At 68.2% G+C, this 17859-nt stretch carries 16 protein-coding genes; 5 read left to right on the top strand and 11 right to left on the bottom strand.

The window, feature by feature from the left end; translation table 11 throughout:
* Nucleotides 1-59: 59 nt before the first annotated feature.
* From AAF604_14085 to ilvA, 3 genes are all read right to left on the bottom strand, one after another.
* Nucleotides 60-1199, bottom strand: coding sequence for a 5-(carboxyamino)imidazole ribonucleotide synthase (locus tag AAF604_14085; GenBank protein ID MEM7050792.1), 1140 nt, complete (start codon nucleotides 1197-1199; stop codon nucleotides 60-62).
* Entirely contained in the window at nucleotides 1196-1690 is a 495-nt protein-coding gene (purE, locus tag AAF604_14080) for a 5-(carboxyamino)imidazole ribonucleotide mutase (GenBank protein ID MEM7050791.1), read from the bottom strand. The genes AAF604_14085 and purE overlap by 4 nt, the downstream gene beginning before the upstream one ends.
* Nucleotides 1691-1774: 84 nt before the next feature.
* Nucleotides 1775-2986 carry a threonine ammonia-lyase gene (gene ilvA, locus AAF604_14075; GenBank protein ID MEM7050790.1) on the bottom strand — a complete coding sequence of 404 codons (1212 nt, stop codon included), beginning with the start codon at nucleotides 2984-2986 and terminating at the stop codon, nucleotides 1775-1777.
* 189 nt (nucleotides 2987-3175) lie between these two features.
* Here ilvA and pabB point away from each other — a divergent pair, with 189 nt between their 5' ends.
* The 3 genes from pabB (at nucleotide 3176) to AAF604_14060 (ending at nucleotide 7692) form a co-directional block, all read left to right on the top strand.
* The gene (gene pabB, locus AAF604_14070; GenBank protein MEM7050789.1) at nucleotides 3176-4951 is read left to right on the top strand and encodes an aminodeoxychorismate synthase component I; all 1776 of its coding nucleotides are present in this window, start codon (nucleotides 3176-3178) and stop codon (nucleotides 4949-4951) included.
* Between the two features lie 96 nt (nucleotides 4952-5047).
* Nucleotides 5048-6232, top strand: a complete 1185-nt coding sequence (locus AAF604_14065) for a hypothetical protein (protein MEM7050788.1) — start codon at nucleotides 5048-5050, stop codon at nucleotides 6230-6232.
* 35 nt (nucleotides 6233-6267) lie between these two features.
* Nucleotides 6268-7692, top strand: coding sequence for a hypothetical protein (locus tag AAF604_14060; protein ID MEM7050787.1), 1425 nt, complete (start codon nucleotides 6268-6270; stop codon nucleotides 7690-7692).
* A gap of 77 nt (nucleotides 7693-7769) precedes the next feature.
* Here AAF604_14060 and AAF604_14055 read toward each other — a convergent pair whose 3' ends face one another.
* From AAF604_14055 to AAF604_14040, 4 genes are all read right to left on the bottom strand, one after another.
* Entirely contained in the window at nucleotides 7770-8435 is a 666-nt protein-coding gene (locus tag AAF604_14055; protein ID MEM7050786.1) for a spondin domain-containing protein, read from the bottom strand.
* Nucleotides 8436-9167: 732 nt separating this feature from the next.
* Entirely contained in the window at nucleotides 9168-10634 is a 1467-nt protein-coding gene (locus AAF604_14050; protein ID MEM7050785.1) for an ATP-binding protein, read from the bottom strand.
* Nucleotides 10631-11350 carry a response regulator transcription factor gene (locus tag AAF604_14045; GenBank protein ID MEM7050784.1) on the bottom strand — a complete coding sequence of 240 codons (720 nt, stop codon included), beginning with the start codon at nucleotides 11348-11350 and terminating at the stop codon, nucleotides 10631-10633. Before AAF604_14045 ends, AAF604_14050 begins: the two co-directional genes overlap by 4 nt.
* Before the next feature lie 175 nt (nucleotides 11351-11525).
* Complete coding sequence (locus AAF604_14040; protein MEM7050783.1) at nucleotides 11526-12080, bottom strand: DUF1579 family protein; 555 nt, start codon at nucleotides 12078-12080, stop codon at nucleotides 11526-11528.
* Between the two features lie 75 nt (nucleotides 12081-12155).
* Here AAF604_14040 and AAF604_14035 point away from each other — a divergent pair, with 75 nt between their 5' ends.
* Nucleotides 12156-12623: a DinB family protein gene (locus tag AAF604_14035; protein ID MEM7050782.1), complete on the top strand. Its 468-nt coding sequence runs from the start codon at nucleotides 12156-12158 to the stop codon at nucleotides 12621-12623.
* A gap of 79 nt (nucleotides 12624-12702) precedes the next feature.
* On the opposite strand, the gene AAF604_14030 is transcribed toward AAF604_14035, so the two are convergent.
* The 4 genes from AAF604_14030 to AAF604_14015 all read right to left on the bottom strand — a co-directional run bounded on the left by AAF604_14030 (nucleotide 12703) and on the right by AAF604_14015 (nucleotide 16693).
* Nucleotides 12703-12978 (bottom strand): hypothetical protein, encoded by a 276-nt coding sequence (locus tag AAF604_14030; protein ID MEM7050781.1) that lies wholly within the window; start codon nucleotides 12976-12978, stop codon nucleotides 12703-12705.
* Nucleotides 12979-13185: 207 nt separating this feature from the next.
* The gene (locus tag AAF604_14025) at nucleotides 13186-13770 is read right to left on the bottom strand and encodes a hypothetical protein (GenBank protein MEM7050780.1); all 585 of its coding nucleotides are present in this window, start codon (nucleotides 13768-13770) and stop codon (nucleotides 13186-13188) included.
* On the bottom strand, nucleotides 13767-15326 hold the full coding sequence (locus AAF604_14020; protein ID MEM7050779.1) for an ATP-binding protein: 1560 nt from the start codon (nucleotides 15324-15326) through the stop codon (nucleotides 13767-13769). Before AAF604_14020 ends, AAF604_14025 begins: the two co-directional genes overlap by 4 nt.
* Nucleotides 15323-16693, bottom strand: coding sequence for a sigma-54 dependent transcriptional regulator (locus AAF604_14015; GenBank protein ID MEM7050778.1), 1371 nt, complete (start codon nucleotides 16691-16693; stop codon nucleotides 15323-15325). Before AAF604_14015 ends, AAF604_14020 begins: the two co-directional genes overlap by 4 nt.
* Before the next feature lie 326 nt (nucleotides 16694-17019).
* On the opposite strand from AAF604_14015, the gene AAF604_14010 reads away from it, so the two are divergent.
* Nucleotides 17020-17418, top strand: a complete 399-nt coding sequence (locus tag AAF604_14010) for a hypothetical protein (protein MEM7050777.1) — start codon at nucleotides 17020-17022, stop codon at nucleotides 17416-17418.
* Nucleotides 17419-17859 lie beyond the last annotated feature (441 nt).

Here is a 17859-nt window from a genome sequence, read left to right as displayed (position 1 = left end):
GTCGGCCAGTCGCCAGAGAGCCCCCTTGGCCGCCGGCGGTAGCCATTGGGACCAGCGCCTCAGGGCGAGCGTCGCAAAAGCTCCCGGGCGGCGATGGCGCGCTCCTTGGCCCGCGCCGCCTCGTCGTCGACCACCGTCAGGTGCCCCATCTTGCGGCCGACCCGGGCCTCGGCCTTGCCGTAGAGTTGGAGCTTGACGCCGGGCTCGGCGAGCAGGACGTCCCAGTTCGGCTCGCCGTGCTGCCACAGGTCGCCGAGGAGGTTGACCATCGCCACCGGGCGCGGGATGTGGACTTCACCGAGGGCGAGGCCACAGGCGGCGCGGAGCTGTTGCTCGAACTGGCTGGTGGTGCAGCCTTCGATGGTCCAGTGGCCGGAGTTGTGAGGCCGCGGTGCCAGCTCGTTGACCAGCAGCCGATCGTCGCTGGTGCGAAACAGCTCGACACACAGCACTCCCACCAGGTCGAGCTGCTCAGCGACGCCGTGGGCGATGGCGCGAGCTTCACTGGCGACCGGCGGCGGCACCGGTGCGGGGGCCAGCGAGAGATCCAGGATGTGCCGGACGTGGTCGTTGGCCACTGGGCCGTAGTCCACTATCGAGCCATCGACTGCCCGGGCCACCACCACCGAGAGCTCGCCGACGAAGTCGACGAAGGCTTCGAGAACCGCCTCGTCGGTGGCGAGACCCCGCCAGGCGGCCTCCGGATCGTCACCGGCGGCGAGCTTGACCTGACCCTTGCCGTCGTAACCGAAACCGGCCGTCTTGAGCACCGCCGGCGTGCCGATCTCTGCCAGGGCGGTGTCCAGCTCGGCGGCCGAGGTGACCTCCCGGTAGGGCGGTAGAGGAAATCCGTGGCGCGCCAGGAAGGCCTTCTCGCGGCGTCGATTCTGGGTGATGTGGAGGATCTCGCCGGCCGGCCTCACGGGCCCTTCCTCGGCGGCGACGGCGGTGGCGTCGGCGGCGACGTTCTCGAACTCGAAGGTCACCACGTCCACCCGCCGGGCGAACTCGCGAACCGCCTCGAGGTCGTCGTAGGCGGCGACCACTTCGCGGTCGGCGACCTGACCGGTGGGCGTGTCACTCTGCGGCGACAGGGTGTGGATGCGATACCCCATGGCCCGGGCCGACAGGGCCAACATGCGACCGAGCTGACCGCTGCCGAGGACGCCGACGGTCGCGCCGGGCAGGATCGGATTCACGGCAGCTCCGCTGCCAGCACCGTCGCCGTTTGCGCGGCCCGGAAGTCGCGCAGGGCCTGGCGCAACGGCGGACGGGAGTTGGAGAGGATGGCGACCGCCAGCAGGGCGGCGTTGATCGCGCCGGCCTTGCCGATGGCGAGGCTGCCCACCGGAATGCCGGCCGGCATCTGGGCGATGGAGAGCAGCGAGTCCATGCCGCTCAGGGCCTTGCTCTGTACCGGCACGCCGAGTACCGGCACCGCCGTCTGGGCGGCGACCATGCCGGGCAGGTGGGCGGCGCCGCCGGCACCGGCGATGATCACTTCCAGACCACGCTCCTCGGCGGCAGCCGCGAAGGCCGCCATCTTCTGCGGCGTGCGGTGGGCCGAGACCACCTGGTGCACGGCCGGCACGGAAAAGCGATCGAGGGTTTCGACGGCGTGGCGCATGGTCTCCCAGTCGGAGGTGCTGCCCATGATCACGGCGACGAGAGGTTTGGCATCGGCGGTCATCGCGCGAGGCTCCTGGCGGCGCAGGCCGCAGTCGGGTTGGTGGGGATCGGCAGGGTTCTGGGATTCGGCACCATCGGAACGCCTTCAGCTCAGGGCGACGGCACGGTCGCCATCGTGGGACAGCGAGTCGATGAGCTCTGCGATGTGCTCGCGGCCGCGGGTCTCGAGGGTCAGCAGCACCTCGACATGGCCGACGGAGATGTCGGCGAACTCCCGCGAGTGGGCGATCTCGAGGACGTTGGCGCCGTGCTCGGCGACGCTGGCGGTGACTTCCGCTAGCAGGCCCGGGCGATCGATGCCGGTCACCTTGAGGCGCACCAGGCGTCCGTCGGCGACCAGGCCACGGTCGATGATGCGCGCCAAGATGTTGATGTCGATGTTGCCACCGCACAACACCACCACCGTGTGGTCACTCGGTCGGGTGGCGATCTTGCCGGCCAGCAGGGCCGCCATGCCGGCGGCGCCGGCCCCCTCGGTGAGGGTCTTCTGGCGCTCCAGCAGCTGCATCACGGCGGAGGCGATCTGCGGTTCGTCGACGGTGACGATGTCGTCGACCAGATCTTCGATGAGCGGGAAGGTGAGATCGCCGATCCGTTTGACGGCGATGCCGTCGGCGATGGTCTCGGTGCTGGTGACGGTGACGATCTCACCGGCGCGTCGGGAAGTCAGGGCCGAGGGCGCGGCGGTGGCCTCGACGCCGATCACTTTGACCTTCGGACGCAGCGCCTTGATCGCCAGTGCGATGCCCGAGATCAGGCCGCCACCGCCGATTGGCACCACCACCCGGTCGATGCGCTCGAGCTGCTGGTCGAGCTCCAGGCCGAGGGTGCCCTGGCCGGCGATCACCGCTTCGTCGTTGAAGGCCGGCACCAGGATGCGGCCTTCCGCCTCGCGCCGCCGCAGCGCTTCGTCGACGGCGTCGTCGAAGGTGGCGCCGTGGAGTACCACCCGGGCGCCGTACTGACGGGTGTTGCTGACCTTGATCAGGGGGGTGGCCTCGGGCATCACGACCAGGGTGTCGATGCCGAGGCGCTGGGCGTGTAGGGCGAGGGCCTGGGCGTGGTTGCCGGCGCTGGCGGTGATCACGCCGCGCGCGCGGTCCTCGGGGCTCATGGTGAGCAGCCGATTGAGGGCGCCCCGTTCCTTGAAGGAGCCGGTGCGGTGTAGGTTTTCGAGCTTGAGGAAGATGCGTCCCGGAATCGCCGGCGCGTAGCCGAGGGCTTCGCGGCAGGGGGTGGCCGGCAGCTCCGGTGCAATGCGGTCGTGGGCGGCACGGATGTCGGCGAGGGTCGGCACGTCGGGCTCACTCGGCGGTTGGTCGGGGGTGGTTTGCGTCAGCGGTGGAATCGTATCGGAATCCTGCGGGCGCGTCTCGTCGCTCGTGGTAGCTTTGGAAGAAGCTGCTCCCAGGGCTTCGATTCCACAGCATTTCGGTCATCTTTCCACAAGCCATAGGGCGCTTTTTGCGGAGGTTTTCCACAGGTCTTGGACTCTCCCTCGAAGCCGTTTGCCCTGCTCCAGGACGGAGCCGAGAATCGCTGGTTGACTTTCGTCGAGCCGGTCGATGTGCTCGCCGCCCACCGTGTGGTCGACGTCGTTCCGACCCTCGAGGCCGTGGCGCGGCGAGTCGAGGCAGAAGGGTTGTGGGCGGCCGGCTTCGTGGCCTACGAGGCGGCTCCGGCCTTCGACTCTGCCCTGGCGGCCCACGATCCCTCCGGGATGCGCCATCCGGTGCTTTGGTTCGGGCTCTTCGCCAAGGTCGAACGGCGTTTCTCCGAGGAGCCGTTCCAGGCCGCTGCGGCATGCCAGGTCGGCCCCTGGGAGGAATCCGTCGATCGGGTCGCCTTCGGACGCAAGATCGGGATCCTCAAGCGCGCCATCGGGCGCGGCGAGACCTACCAGGTCAACTACACCTATCGTCTTCGGGCCGCCTTCGAAGGCGATTCGCGGGGCCTTTTCAACGCCTTGATTCGGGCCCAGCGCTGTCGCTACGGCGGCTACCTCGAAGGACCCGGGTTCCAGGTCTGCTCGGCCTCCCCGGAGCTCTTCTTCGAGCGTGACGGGGACCGCATCACCACTCGGCCGATGAAGGGCACGGCGCCCCGTGGTCGCACCCTCGACGAGGATCTCGAGCGTCGTGGCTCCTTGGCCGACTCGCCGAAGGAGCGGGCCGAGAACGTCATGATCGTCGACATGATGCGCAACGATCTCGGCCGCATCGCCGAGCCCGGCAGCGTCGCCGTGTCGCGACTGTTCGACGTCGAGCGCTACCCGACGGTGTTGCAGATGACCTCGACGGTGCAGGCGCGCAGCTCGGTGGGCGTGGTCGAGCTGTTTCGAGCGCTCTTCCCGTGTGCCTCCATCACCGGCGCTCCGAAGGCCCGTACCAGCCAGATCATCGCTCGCCTCGAGGACGAGCCGCGGGGCGTCTACACCGGGGCCGTCGGCTTCATCGCGCCGGATCGTCGGGCGCGCTTCTCGGTGGCGATCCGGACGGCGGTGGTCCAGCCGGCCCGAAGTGAAGTGGTGTTCGGCGTCGGCGGCGGCATCGTGTGGGATTCACGGGCTGCGGCGGAGTACCGCGAGACCAAGGTCAAGGCCAAGGTGCTGAGCCGCGCCCTGCGCTATCCGGAGCCGACCTTCGAGCTCTTCGAGACGATGCGCTGGACTGCCACCGACGGCTGCTATCTGCTCGAGCGGCACCTCGAACGGCTGGCGCGCTCGGCCGAGTACTTCGACTTCGCCTGTGATCTGCCGCTGATCCGCTCGCTGCTGACCGCCTTCGAGGCCTCTGGACCGCGTCGCCTGCGCCTGCGCTTGAGCCGTCGCGGCAAGGTTCGGCTGGAGGTCGAGGCCATGCCCTCTGCAGCACCGGAGAAGGTCGTCTTGGCGCAGCGACCGGTGGATTCCCAGGACCCCTTTCTGTTCCACAAGACGACCCGCCGGCGGGTCTATGACGAAGCCCTGGCGGCAGTCCCTGAGGGCTGCGACGACGTCTTGTTGTGGAACGAACGCCGCGAGCTCACCGAGTCTTGCCGGGCCAATGTGGCGCTCGAGCGGGATGGTCGCTGGATCACGCCGCCGGTGACCTGCGGCCTGCTCGGCGGCACCCTGCGGGCCGAGTTGCTGGCGCGCGGCGAGCTGTTCGAGGGAGTGATCACGACGCAAGAGCTAGCGGCGGCGCCCCGGCTGCGCTTGTTGAGCGCGCTGCGCGGGCTACGGCAGATCGAGCTAGTGGGCGACTCGCCGCCCGGCGATTGACCGCAGGGGCCCGGCGCAAGTCAGCGGTCCGCAAGATCGCGCCCGGTCGGGAGTTCCAGAGGCGCCGGTGGGTGAAGCCGGTGGAAAGGAGTCCCGATGGTGCTGCGAGGATTGCTGGTGCTGGGGGCGATCTCTCTGCCGCTGGTAGCGCAGGGGTACGCCGAGGTGGGGGATCGCGAGGCAGTGACGAGGTCGGACGAGCTCCTGCTGGTCGACGAGCCGATGGTGCAGATCCCGGTGCGCGTGACCTATCCGTCGAAGGCGGCGACCGGCAAGCTGCCGGTGATCCTCTTCTCCCACGGCGCCGGCGGCTCGAAGGAGAACGAGAAGCCGATCGTGACGGCTTGGGCCGCGGCCGGCTACGTGGTCATCGAACCGGATCATGACGATCGCGACCAACTGCGGCGAGCCGCCTTGGAAGGAAGCCCGGGCGCCGAGGGTGCCACCGAGCCTGGACCGCGTCGCCGGGGTGGCCGCGGTGGGGCGGTTGCCAGTCCCCGGGCGGGATCCCGAAGCGGCGCCTTGGGAGCGGGCCAGAGCCGTCCTCGATCGCGGCGCGGCGGCAGCCGGGGCGGGGAGCTGCGACAGAGGATGCGGCAGATGTTGCAGGACCCGGAGACCTGGCGTCGGCGGGTCGCCGATCTGCAGGACATCTTGGATCACCTGGATCGGGTCGAGGCCCAGATCCCGGCCCTCGCCGGGCGCCTCGATCGCGAACGGATCGGGGTCGGCGGCCACTCCTTCGGTGCCTTCACCAGCCAGTTGATGGCGGGAGCTCGGTCCTTCGCCCTCGACGGCTCCGTCGCCGACCCGCGGCCGCGAGCCTTCGTTCTACTGTCCCCCCAGGGCCGCGGGCAGCAGGGGCTGGCGGATTCCTCCTGGGACGACTGTCGGCGACCGATGCTGGCGGTCAGCGGCAGTGAGGACGGCGGCTTCACCGGCCAGAGCGGAGAGGACAAGCTTGACCCCTATCGCTTCGGTCCCCCAGAGGACAAGCTCGGTTTGATGATCGACGGTGCCGCCCACGCCTCCTTCACCGGCCGCCTGACGCAGGACTCCGCGGCGCAGCGCCGGCAGCGCGACGTCGACGACGAGCGTCGTCTCTTCGAGTGGATCGTCTCGGCGACGGTGGCCTTCTGGGACGCCTACCTCAAGGAGGAGCCGAAGGCCCAGCGGTATCTGGCCTCGGACGCCCTCGCCGAGGCCAGCGGCGGACGGGCCGATCTGCGTCGCCGGGAGGTGGAGAACTCGACCGCAGGAGCTGCGTACCCTTCACCATGAGGCACGGGAGAAGGGCTCTGCTGTCGGCCGTCGCGATGGGCCTTCTGCTGCAGGTCTCGGCAAGCGCCGACGAAGGTCGAGCCGTGGCCGGTGAGCTGGTCGATGGTCTGGTCTGCGCCAGCGATGCCGAGCAAACCTATGCCGTCTACCTACCCACCGGCTATGTGGCGGATCGTCCGTGGCCGGTGATGGTGGTGCTCGACGCGCGCGGCCGGGGAGCCTCGACGGCGGAGCGCTTCCGCGCCGGAGCAGAGCGCTTCGGCTACATCGTGGCGAGCTCCAACGGCTCGCGCAGCGATGACGGTTGGGAGCCGATCGAAGCCGCCGTCGATGCGCTGCTCGACGATCTGCCGCGGCGCTTTGCGATCGATCCTCGTCGCTACTACGTGGCGGGATTCTCGGGAACCTCCCGTGGCGCCACGGCGGTGGCCTACGCGCTGCCGGGGCAGGTCGCCGGAGTTCTCGGGGCGAGCGGTGCCTTTCCCCGCAAGCTGCCGCCGGAGAGCGATCTCTCCTTCGTCCACTTCGGCACCGCCGGCAGCGAAGACTTCAACTACTGGGAGATGGAGCGTCTCGACGAGCGCCTGCGGGCCCTCGGCAAGGCCCACCGCTTCGAGCGTTTCGCCGGCGGGCACGACTGGCCGCCGGCGGCGATCGTCGAGGCAGCCTTCGGCTGGTTCGAGGTCCAGGCGATGCGGTCCGGCCTGCGTCCCCGGGACGATGCCTTGGTCGAGCAGCTCCGGCGGCAGGCCCTCGAGCAGGTGGCAGGGCTCGAGGCGCAGGGCGATCGGCTTGCCGCCTTCCGTCGCCTGCGTTCCCTGCACGAAGACCTCGCTGGCCTGGTGGATGCCGAAGGCGCCGATCAGACCGCGCTCGAGCGGCGCCTGATCGCTCTCGCCAAGCACCCGGAGGTGCGGGAAGGGCTCGCCGAGATGCAGCGAGTGGCCGCCTGGGAGGAAACTCGCCGGCGCGAGGTCGAGTCCCTGTTCGGCAATCTCGGGCGACCGGCGACGGCGGCCGAACGCACGCAACGCGAGCGCCAGATCCACCGGCTGCAGAAGGCCGCCGCAGATCGCCGCCGGCAACAGCGGGCCGACGCCGCCCGCCGAACCCTGGAGCTGATCTGGGTTCGAACCTCTTTCTACTATTACCGGGACTTCATTGCGCGCCAGAACTTCGGTGGCGCGGCGGCCAGTCTCTCCTTGGCCCTGGAGGTGAGACCGCAGGACGTTCGCACCCTCTACAACCTGGCCTGTGCGCTGGCGCGCCAGGGGCGCCGCGGTCCGGCCTTCGATGCCCTCGAGCGGGCGATCGCGGCGGGCTACCGAGACGCCGCCCACCTGGCTCGGGATCCGGACCTCGCCAGCCTGCGCGGCGAGGAGCGCTATCGGCGACTGCTAGGGCGCCTGTCGGCTCCGGACGAAGCCGTTTCTGCAAAACAAAAAAGTCCCCCTCCATGAGGGAGGGGGAAGGGGAAGGGAAACGGGCGGTACCGTCCGTCTCGGAGCCGCCCGTTCGGTGAGACTCGCTTCCGCCCCTAGCGGGTGCGGCGGATGGTGATGCGGGCCGACGGGTTGAGCCAGGTGAACTCCGAAGGCTCGAGGTCGCCGATGCCGGTGATGCCGTTGTTGATGTAGACGTAGCCCTCGGCGTCGGCGGTGTCGCGCACGCCGCCGGAGCCGCACGGCGGACCCGGGATGAAGGCGCACAGCTCGTTGTTGGCCTCGGTGCCGGCATCATAGGCGGGGACCGAGTAGACGCCGCGCATGCGACGCTCCGGGATCTCCACCGAGTTGAGGCCGAAGAAAGCGTCGTTGGTCTGAATCAGCATGCCGACGGCGCTGATGCGGTCATAGGGGAAACGGGCGTTGATCAGCACCGTGACGGTCTGGCCGGGGAGCACCGGGCCGCCAGCGACGGCGGTCTCGAAGACCTGCGGCAGCGTGTCGAGGACGCCGCGCAGGGGCGCCGGGTCACCATCCTCGGCGAGGATGCCGAGCTCCGGCAGGGCCGGCGAGCCGGACTGGAAGACGGCGACATCCCTGCTGTGGCTCACCACCAGCGGCGGGCTGAAGATCTGGCCCTTGGTGAGGTTGGTGATGGTGACGCGGAACTCGGTGTTGTTCTGCGCGAAGGCCGGCAGGCTGAACAGGGCGGCGATGACCGCGATGACGGCGATACGGGTCCAGGTATTGGCTTTCATGACTCTCCCCATCGGGTGTGTGTTGTGGTTGCTTCAAGTTGGCGGATCGAGAACCCGTCTCCCGCCTTCGAGAGCTACTCTGACGACCCCCATTCACGGGGCCTTCACGCAAATCTCACGCTTTGATCACGAATGCTCATATCGCGATGAAAAGCCCCGAACAGCGCCGGCAAGGCCATGCTCTGATCCTTCAGATTCGCCGGGTCCGGGTCGTTGCGGGAGAGCCCCTCGCTTTTCAGAGCAGCACCGGGATCGGAGCAAGAATCGGTGCCCGTAAATGGGCATCGCATCGGTCCGAGGTTGGAGAAAGGTCGCACGGCTTGTAAGAGTGCGCTGCACTCTTTCGGGGGGACCGTGAGCCCAGAGATACCGCGGCAAGACGAGGCGGCAGCTCTGTCGCCGCGACGGGAGAAGAGGCCCAAGAACCGCGTTTCTTGGGCCGGAGCGGGACGCGCAGTCAGGGGCGCGAAGCCCCTCTCGAAACAGATTGCTAGCAGCGCTGGAAGGGGGCGCGAAGCGGAATTTCTCAGCAGTCTGCTAGCAGGTCGTTGAAAAACTCCTCGGGGACCAGCACGAGACCCCGAGCCTCAAGGGCGAGGCGGCGCCCTGCGGGCGCCGAGGACGGGGGTGTGGGCGCGCGACATGCGCGCGCGGCCGAGGGGGGCGCCTTTAGCCCCCCTGAGACAACAGCAGGCGCTGAATAAGCCGCCACGCGGCTTTTTCAGCAGCCTGCTAGCTGGCGGCGGGGAGCTCGAAGCGGAAGGTCGACCCGCGGCCGGTCTGGCTCTCGACGCCGATCGGACCGCCATGGAGGTCGAGAATACGCTTCGCGATGGCGAGGCCGAGGCCGGTGCCGTCGCGCGAGCCGGTGCGGTTGTTGCTGCCGCGGTAGAACTGGTCGAAGATCTTCGGCAGGTCGTCCTGCGGAATGCCCTGGCCGGTGTCGGCGACGCGCACCGCGATGCGCCCCTCGCCTTCATCGAGGGCGACGTGGATCTTGCCGCCGGCGGGGGTGTAGCGCAGGGCGTTGTGGAGCAGGTTCTCGAGCACTCGCTCGATCAGCCGCAGGTCGCCGTCGACGAAGGGCAAGTCCCAGGGCAGCTCGGAGGTGATCTCGATCTGGCCCTTGGCGGCCTCGATCTGAACCTTCTGCACCACGTCCTGGACCAGCTCCGGCAGCGAGAAGGGTTCGCGCTCGAGGCGCGTCTCGCCGGCTTCCAGCCGCGACAGCTCGAAGAGCTCGTCGACCAGCCGTGCCAGACGCTCGCTCTGGTCGAGGGCGATCTGCAGATACTCGCGGCGCGCGCTGGCGCTCAGCGACGCCTCCTTGAGGAGCAGCGTCTCGAGATAGCCACGCATCGAGGCCAGCGGGGTGCGCAGATCATGGGAGACGCCGACCACCAGCTCGCGACGGGTACGGTCGGCGGTTTCGAGGTCCTTCATCTGGCGCGCGATCAGCTCCGCCATCTGGTGGAAGGTGCTGTCGAGGCGGTCGACCTCGTCGCCGCCGCTCTCGGTGAAGGCGGCCTTGGTCTTGAGCTCCTGATCGGCGAAGCGCCGCATGCGGCAGTCGAGGCGCCGCAGGCGCCGGGTGAGGAGGCGGAACACCAGCAGGCCGGCGGCGACGGTCGCCAGCAGGGCACCGAAGGCGCCCCACAGACCGAGGCGCAGGATGTAGCTGTCGCGCATCATGTCGGCCACCGAGTCGTAGCGCTGGCCGCCGAGGACGACGTAGAGGAAGCCCAGCCGGCTGCCCTGGTCGTCGAGCACCGGCGCGACCGAGAAGACCTTGCGGCGATCCATGCTGCGGGGATCGTCGCCGAGGATCGGCAGCGGCTCGTCGCCGGTCATCAGGGTCTGCACCGGCCGCAGGTCGACGCGCGGCTTGAGCACTTGCCCATGGGGGGCGTCGAAGGCCAGGATCTCGCCCTGGGGATCGAGCAGGTAGACCTCGATGCGGGGGTTGATCACCATCAGCATGTGGAAGATGTGCTTCAGGCCCGCTTCGCGCAACTGACCGTCTTCGACCAGCTCCGAGTCGGCGATCAGGTGGGCCGCCAGGTCGCGGTTGAGGCGCTGCGAGACCTCGTTGAGATAGAGGCTCACGGCGGTGGCGGAGGCAGCCGCACCGGCGGTGCCGGCGAGCACCAGGAGCACCAGAAAGACGGCGGCCAGCTTGCCGTAGAGGGTGCGGATCATGCGCCCCCCTCGGCCGGGTCGACGAAGCGGTAGCCGACGCCCCAGACGGTCTGCACGTAGTGGGGACGCGCCGGATCCTCTTCGATTTTCGACCGCAGGCGATTGATGTGCGAGTTGACGGTGTGCTCGTAACCGTCGTGGCCGTATCCCCAAACCTTGTCGAGGAGCTCGCCGCGGGTGTAGACCCGGCCCGGATGACGGGCGAAGTGCAGTAGCAGGTCGAACTCGCGGGCCGTCAGGTGGACGGCGCGGCTGTCGATGGTGACCCGCCGGCTGCTCGGCTCGATCACCAGGTCTTCGATCGCCAAGCGGTCGTCTTCCTCTTCGATGGCCGGCTGGCCGACGGCGTCGAGGCGGCGAAAGATCGCCTTGACCCGCGCGATCAGCTCGCGAATGCTGAACGGCTTGGTGAGGTAGTCGTCGGCCCCCATCTCGAGGCCCAGCACCCGATCGACCTCGCCGGAGCGGGCGGTGAGCATCAGGATGGGGGTGTAGGCGCCGCCGGCGGAGCGCACCCGGCGGCAGATCTCGAGACCGTCGACGCCGGGAAGCATCAGGTCGAGGATCATCAGGTCGTGCTCGGCCTTGAGGGCTTCCGCCAAGCCGGTCGTGCCGTCGGCGGCGAGGGTGACCTCGCAGCCGAGATCCTTCAGGTGGAGCTCGGCGAGGCGGGCTATTTCGGGCTCGTCTTCGATGACGAGAATGCGTTTGTCCATCATGGTCGAAAAACTCCCTTCGACCACGAGTCTAGCGGCCGACTCTCACGAAACGATCACGGGCGGTACCGTCAACTCTCACGAAACGGTCCAGAAATCGCCTCCGATCGCGCCCCTCGGTCGGAGCGTGGCGCAGGCCCCGGGAGGGCCCGCTCGAGACCCTGCAGCAGGGCCCTCAGCGACGCTTGGCGCTGATCTTGACCACCTCCGGGGTCCAGGTCTTGCCGCCGTCCGTGGACCAGTCCATCTTCCACCGGAAGGTGTCCTTCTTCATGTCGTAGAAGGTCACCCGCATGTCGCCCTCCTGGCCGCTCGGCGTGGTGCTCTTGCCGGTCATGATGAATTGACCGTCTTCGAAGCGAGACGGGTAGGTCTTCCACTCGAGACCGTTGGTCGGCAGCCAGCGCGCCTCGAAGGTCTTGGATTCGGGGTTGTAGTGGCGGATGTTGATTCCGGCCATCGGGCTGCCGTCCGGCAGGGTGGCACGCCATTCGTCCATCAAGGCATGGCCATCGAGGATGTACCAGAACTTCCAGGTGGCCTTTCTGGGCGCGTAGCTGCCATCCTGCTGGAGCTGCTCGAGGGTACAGTCCCAGTCGCCGACCAGGGGTGCGAACTGGCCCATCGGGGCGGGTGCCCGTGGGTACTCCTCGGCGAAATCGCCGGCCCAGGCGGTGCCGGTGACGAGACTCAGGGCGAGGGCGGCGGCCCCCAGGGTCTTCCACTTCATGATCGCCTCCTTTCGGATTCGTTGCTCTCCTGTACGCTGGTGGCGGCCGAAGGGTTGGAAAAGAGCGGAGGAGAAATGGACCAGCGGCGCGAGATCACGGACGGTCTGCAGGAAGTGATGGCGGGCGAGCCCTGGTACGGGCCGTCCCTCGAAACGCTGCTCGCCAGCCTCGACGCCGACACCGCCTGGTGCTCGCCGGCGATGGGTCGGCACCGCATCGTCGACCTGGTGCTCCACCTCGATGCCTGGCAGCGGCTGGTGCTGGCGCGCTTGGACAGCCCACGCCACCTCGAGATGGCTCCGGAGGTCAACTGGCCGGAGGCCGGAGAAGCGTCAGAGGAGATCTGGCAACGGTACCGCCGACGTCTCGAGGAGGGCCACCTCCGGCTGCTGACGAGAATCTCGTCGCTCTCACCGGAGGAGCAAGCGGCCACCGTTCCGGGATTGCCCTGGTCGGTCCACGAGATGCTCCGCGGCCTGATTCAGCACCACGTCTACCACGCCGGCCAGATCGCCCAGCTCGCCTCGCGGCCGAGGGACTGAGGCGGCCGAGCCTGGTCCGCCGAGCCCGGCCCGCGGAGCGGTGCATCGGCCCGAGCCCGGCGTTCTGTGGAAAATCTCCTCAGAGGGTGCGCATGATGAACTGAGCTCCAAAGAAGATGGCGATCACTTCGAAGGCCAGGGCGCAGGTCTTCCAGCTAGCGGTGAACCCCCGTGTGCCGGGTGGGCGGTCCTTGCCCATGCCGAGGAGCTCGCCTGGGCCCTTTGGGAAGTGAGGGTCTTCGGAGCCTCGCCGGACGGCACGGGCATGCATCAAGGCAGCGCCGATCGCTCCGAGGGCGTTGAGCAATGCTCCCGCGAGGGAAAAAAGAGGGCTGGAGATCAGAGGTGTGCTCATGGTGGTTTCTCGCAAGCTCGATCGAGGTTCCCCTTGTACTGCAGCAACCCGTTGCTGGGGAACGACTTTCTTGCACGAGCTTCGATTTCTAGCGAGATTGATTCTAGCTCCGGTCAGCAATCACTCCAACTCTTCAACGTCTGTCGAGAGTTGGCTGTGAGGGGTGGGGCAGGTCAGACCAGCCCTCCATGAAACAGCCAGCCTGCCTCAAGGCGGGCTCAAGAGATCGATTTCCTTGAGCTTCTCGAGCTCGATGCTCAGGCGGTCGGCTTCTCGGCGGTGTTCATCGAGGCGCCCGCGCAGGCTGCTGAGACGGCCTTCGAGCTGTTCGACGGTGTCGTCGAGGCGCTGGTTTTTCTCGAGCTCTTCGCTCAGCCTGGCCTCGTGCTCGGCGAGCTCTACCAGGAGATCCTGGATCTCGGCGTGGAGGCGGTGGATGCGGTCGCGGCGCTCGAACAGGCTGCGACGCAGGCGCTCGATGCGCTTGCGCCCGGCGAGGAGCTGACGCGCCTGCCGGCCGTAGGGCGAGTCGGAGACGGCGGCGAGCTCTTCGAGGAGGGCGAGGCTTTTCTCGGGAGCGTAGCGGGGCCCGGCGGGGAGCTCGTAGATCAGGGCCAGCCGGAAGGCGGCGCGCTCGCGGGCGATGCCGTCCGTCGTGTCTACCAAGATGGCCTCGTAGGCGGCCGCGGCGGCGCCGAGGCGGCCGTCGTCGAAGAGCTGGTCCGGAGTTGGCGGCAGACTGCAGGCGGCCGACAGCAGGAGGAGGGCCGTGGCCAGGATTCCGGGCCTCATGCGAACCGCCCTCCGGCGGCCGGGCGCAAAGTCGTGACGGAAGCCTCTTCGCGCACCGGGTGGAGGAGGACGTGGAAGACGCTGCCGCCGTCGGTGCCGTCGGCGACCCAGATCGCTCCGCGGTGGGCTTCCACCACCTCGCGGCAGATGGCGAGGCCGAGACCAACGCCGGTTCCCGAGCCGGAGCGCCGGTTGGCCTGGTGGAACTTTTCGAAGATCTTCTCTTTCTGGTGATCGCCGACCCCTGGCCCCTGGTCGATCACCCGCACCAGGATCATGGTGTCGTCGGAGGGCCAGCCGTGGCTGCGGGTCCAGCCTGCGGGTAGTCCGGTCGGGGCCTCGGCGACGAGGTCGGCGTGGACCTCGACGCGGCTGCCGCGGGCGGAGAACTTGAGGGCATTTTCGAGCAGGTTCTCGAACACCTGGTAGAGGCGATCGCCATCGCAGCGGGCGACCAGCGTCGGCTCTGCGACCTGCAGCCGGAGCTCGATTTCGCGCTCGCGGGCCTGGGCGTCGAACTGGTCGATGGCGAGGCGCAGCAGGTCGGTGAGGTCGCGCGGCTTGAGGTCGTACTGCACGGCGCCGGTCTCGAGGGTCGAGAGATCGAGCAGCTTGACGATCATGCCGGACAGGCGGCGGCCGCTCTGCAGGTTGAGCTCGACCAGGCGCCGCTGGCGCTCGGAGAGGGGACCGGGCAGGCCGTCGAGGAGTAGTTGATTGGTCTCCTGCATCGCCACCAGGGGTGTCTTGAGCTCGTGGGAGACCCGCGACAGGAACTCCTTCTTGAGCTGGTCGAGCTCGCTGAGGGTTTCCACCATGCGGTTGAAGTCCGCCGCCAGCACCGAGAACTCGTCGTCTTCGCCCGGCGTCAGGCGCACCGAGAGTTTGCCGCCGCGCACCGCCCGGGTGCCCTCCGTGAGGCGCTTCAGGGGCTCGTTGATGGAGCGCACCGTGAGCAGCAGAACCAGAATCGAGAGGGCGAAGGCGATGCCCAGGACGGTCCACGACAGACGCTCCGCCCGCACGCTCTCCAGCAGGAAGGCGCGCGACTCTTCGTTGATGGCATATTGGGTCGCATCGCGCACCGCGATGGCCTTGTTCTTGATCTCGTCGAGCTCCTCGAGGAGCGGCTTGACGGCTTCCGCCTGCGCTTCCGGCTCGAGGCTCAAGAGGCCTTCCGGCTGGCCGAGCTCGCCGGCGAGGGGAAACTCCGCCCACAGGCGACGGAAGCGCTCGACCTCTTCCTTCACTTCCGTCGACGGCAGCACCAGGTCGCCGAGGCCGGCGAGATCGCTCTCGAAGCTTTCGGCGGTGGCCTTGATCTTCTCCGCATAGCGCGGGTCTTTGACCACCGGCAGCTTCCTGAGGAACTCCTCGATTTGCTCGAGCAGCCGCGAGCCCTCGACCGACACGATGGCGACCCGGAAGTAGTCCGAAGACACCCGGTCGGTGGCGCCGGCGACCTGGCGCGCGAAGGACACCTGGTAAACCAGGGCGGCACCGAGCAGCAGCACCACCAGCCCGGAGCCGGTGGCGACCTTGCTCGCCACCCTCATGGGCGACGTTCCCCGAAGGCGCGCAGCTTGTTGCGAATGGTCTTGACGTCGACCCCCAGCCGGCGCGCCGTCTCGGCCTTGTTGTTGCCGCAGCGCTTGAGGGTCTCGGTGATCAGGATCTCCTCCGCTTCGGCGAAGGTCACCTCCCGCGGCAGCACGATCTCCTCGCCGCGGTCGGCGGAGGGATCTTGGATGTGGGGCGGCAGGTGGTGGGGCTCGATCAGGCCTTCGCGGGCCAGGATGACGGCTCGCTCGACGACGTTGCGCAGCTCGCGGACGTTGCCCGGCCAGCTATAGCCGTCGAGCAGCTCGCCGGCGGTTTCGTCGAAGCCACCGACGTCGATGCGGTACTTGGCGTTGAGGCGCTGCACGAAGCTGTGGGCGAGCAGGGGAATGTCTTCCCGCCGCTGGCGCAGCGGTGGCGGGCAAAGGGTGAAGACGTTGAGGCGGTAGTAGAGGTCCTGGCGCAGCAGGCCGTCGCGCACCGCCTGCTCCGGCTCGCGGTTGGTGGCGGCGAGCAGGCGGACGTCGAAGGCGAACTCGCGGCTCGCCGCCAGCCGGCGCACTCGACCGTCCTCGAGGACTCGCAGGAGCTTGGGCTGGAGGTTGATCGGCATCTCGGCGATCTCGTCGAGGAACAGGGTTCCCTGATGGGCCATCTCGAAACAGCCGGGCCGCGCCGCGATGGCGCCGGTGAAGGCGCCCTTTTCGTGGCCGAAGAGCTCGCTTTCGGTGAGCCCCTCCGGGATGGCGGCACTGTTGAGGGCCACGAACGGCCCTTGCCGGCGAGGACTGAGATCGTGCAAGGTGCGGGCCACCAGCTCCTTGCCGGTGCCGCTCTCGCCGGTGATGATCGCCGACGCGTCGCTGGCGGCGAGCACCTTGATGAGCTCGAAGAGATCTTTCATCGCCTTGCTGACGCCGATCATGGCGCCCAGGCCGGTCGCTCCCTCGAGGCGGCGGGCGACGTTGTCGACGCTGCGCCGGCCGGCGACGTCGGACTCCGCCGCCGCCAGAGTCGAGCGCAGCTTGCGGTAGTCCAGGGGCTTGGTGAGGAAGTCGCGGGCGCCGAGCTTCATCGCTTCGACGGCGACGTCGACGGTGCCGTAGGCGGTGATCAGGATCACCGGCCGGTGGCGGTTGCCGGCCTTCAGAGACTCGAGCAGCTCGATGCCGGTGAGGTCCGGCAGCACGACATCGGAGATCACCACCGCCGGGTCGAGGCGCTCCGCCAGGCGGCGGGCTTCGTCGCCGTCCTCGGCCAGGGAGACGTCGAAGCCCCACTCGCCGAGGCGCATCTCGAGCACTTCGCGCATCGCCGCGTCGTCGTCCACCACCAACACTTTGGTTCCGTCGTCTCGAGCCATCGATCAGCCGTCCTCTCGTGGATCCCGAACCGGCCTTCGCCGAATAGGCGCCCATTGTAATGGCCCTATTTCCGCCGCGGCGCCACCCTCGGCCGGTCCCTGGCCGGCGGCGAACCGGGAATCGGGGAATCTTTCCCCGCCACCGAAGGCCCGCCGGAGGTGGTGTCGTCGCCAGGGCGGATCGATGCTTTTCCCTTTGGCTATGGGCCTTCTCGAGGATTCCCGGATGGGTGGCACGGCCATTGCTATTTGAGGGAGTGTCCGCCCAACGCTTCGAACGAAACGGCCGGTGGACGAGCATGAACCGACTGCCAAGGAGGTACACCATGCGGAATAGGACTCTTTCGATGTTGATGACCTGCGGCCTCGCCCTCGCCACCGTGCTGGTGGTACCGGCCGTGACCGCCGAAGACGGCGAAACGCCGAAGACTGATGAAGCCACTTGCAAGGCTTCCTTCGAGCCGGGAGCCGTCGAGACCAAGGGTGAAGATGTCGCGATCGCCGTCGCGCTGTCGGAGCCGGTCGGTGCCGTCGAGGAGATCGAGATCGATCCCGAGAGCGGCCTGACGATCTCGGCGATGGACGCCGAGGATGGCTTGACCCTGCGCCTGGAGGCCGACACCACGGCCGCCAAGTCGGGCACCTGGTCGGTCTGGGTCATCGGAGAGACGGGGACCTGCGCTGGTCAACTGACCATCGCCGGCACCGGCCTCGCATCGCTATAAAATACGGCTCTCGCGGTGAAGCGCTGCGGTTCGCACTGTCCAGCTGTTCGGCCAAGTCTGCTTCACAGAGCGAGGTGAGTCACCCGAGAGCCTTCATTTCCCTCCTCCCTCCCTCGGCCCCCTCTCCGTCTCGCTTGCGAGGCGGGGAGGGGGCTCCTTCCTTCAGGGGGTCTGTTCCAGACCCCCTCGAGCCAACGCACATGTCGTTGGCTCTCACCCCCAAGAACGAGCCTTCGGCTCGCTCGCCCTCCTCTCGGAGGGCTCGGTCGATTTTTGACCGCTTTCGCTCCGCTGAGCTCTGTCGTATGTTGATCTTTGGGGTCTGTTCCAGACCCCCTCGAGCCAACGCACATGTCGTTGGCTCTCACCCCCAAGAACGAGCCTTCGGCTCGCTCGCCCTCCTCTCGGAGGGCTCGGTCGATTTTTGACCGCTTTCGCTCC

The organism is Acidobacteriota bacterium (assembly GCA_039028635.1).
Classification (GTDB): Bacteria; Acidobacteriota; Thermoanaerobaculia; order Multivoradales; family JBCCEF01; genus JBCCEF01.
This window is presented reverse-complemented; position numbering and strand designations above follow the sequence as displayed.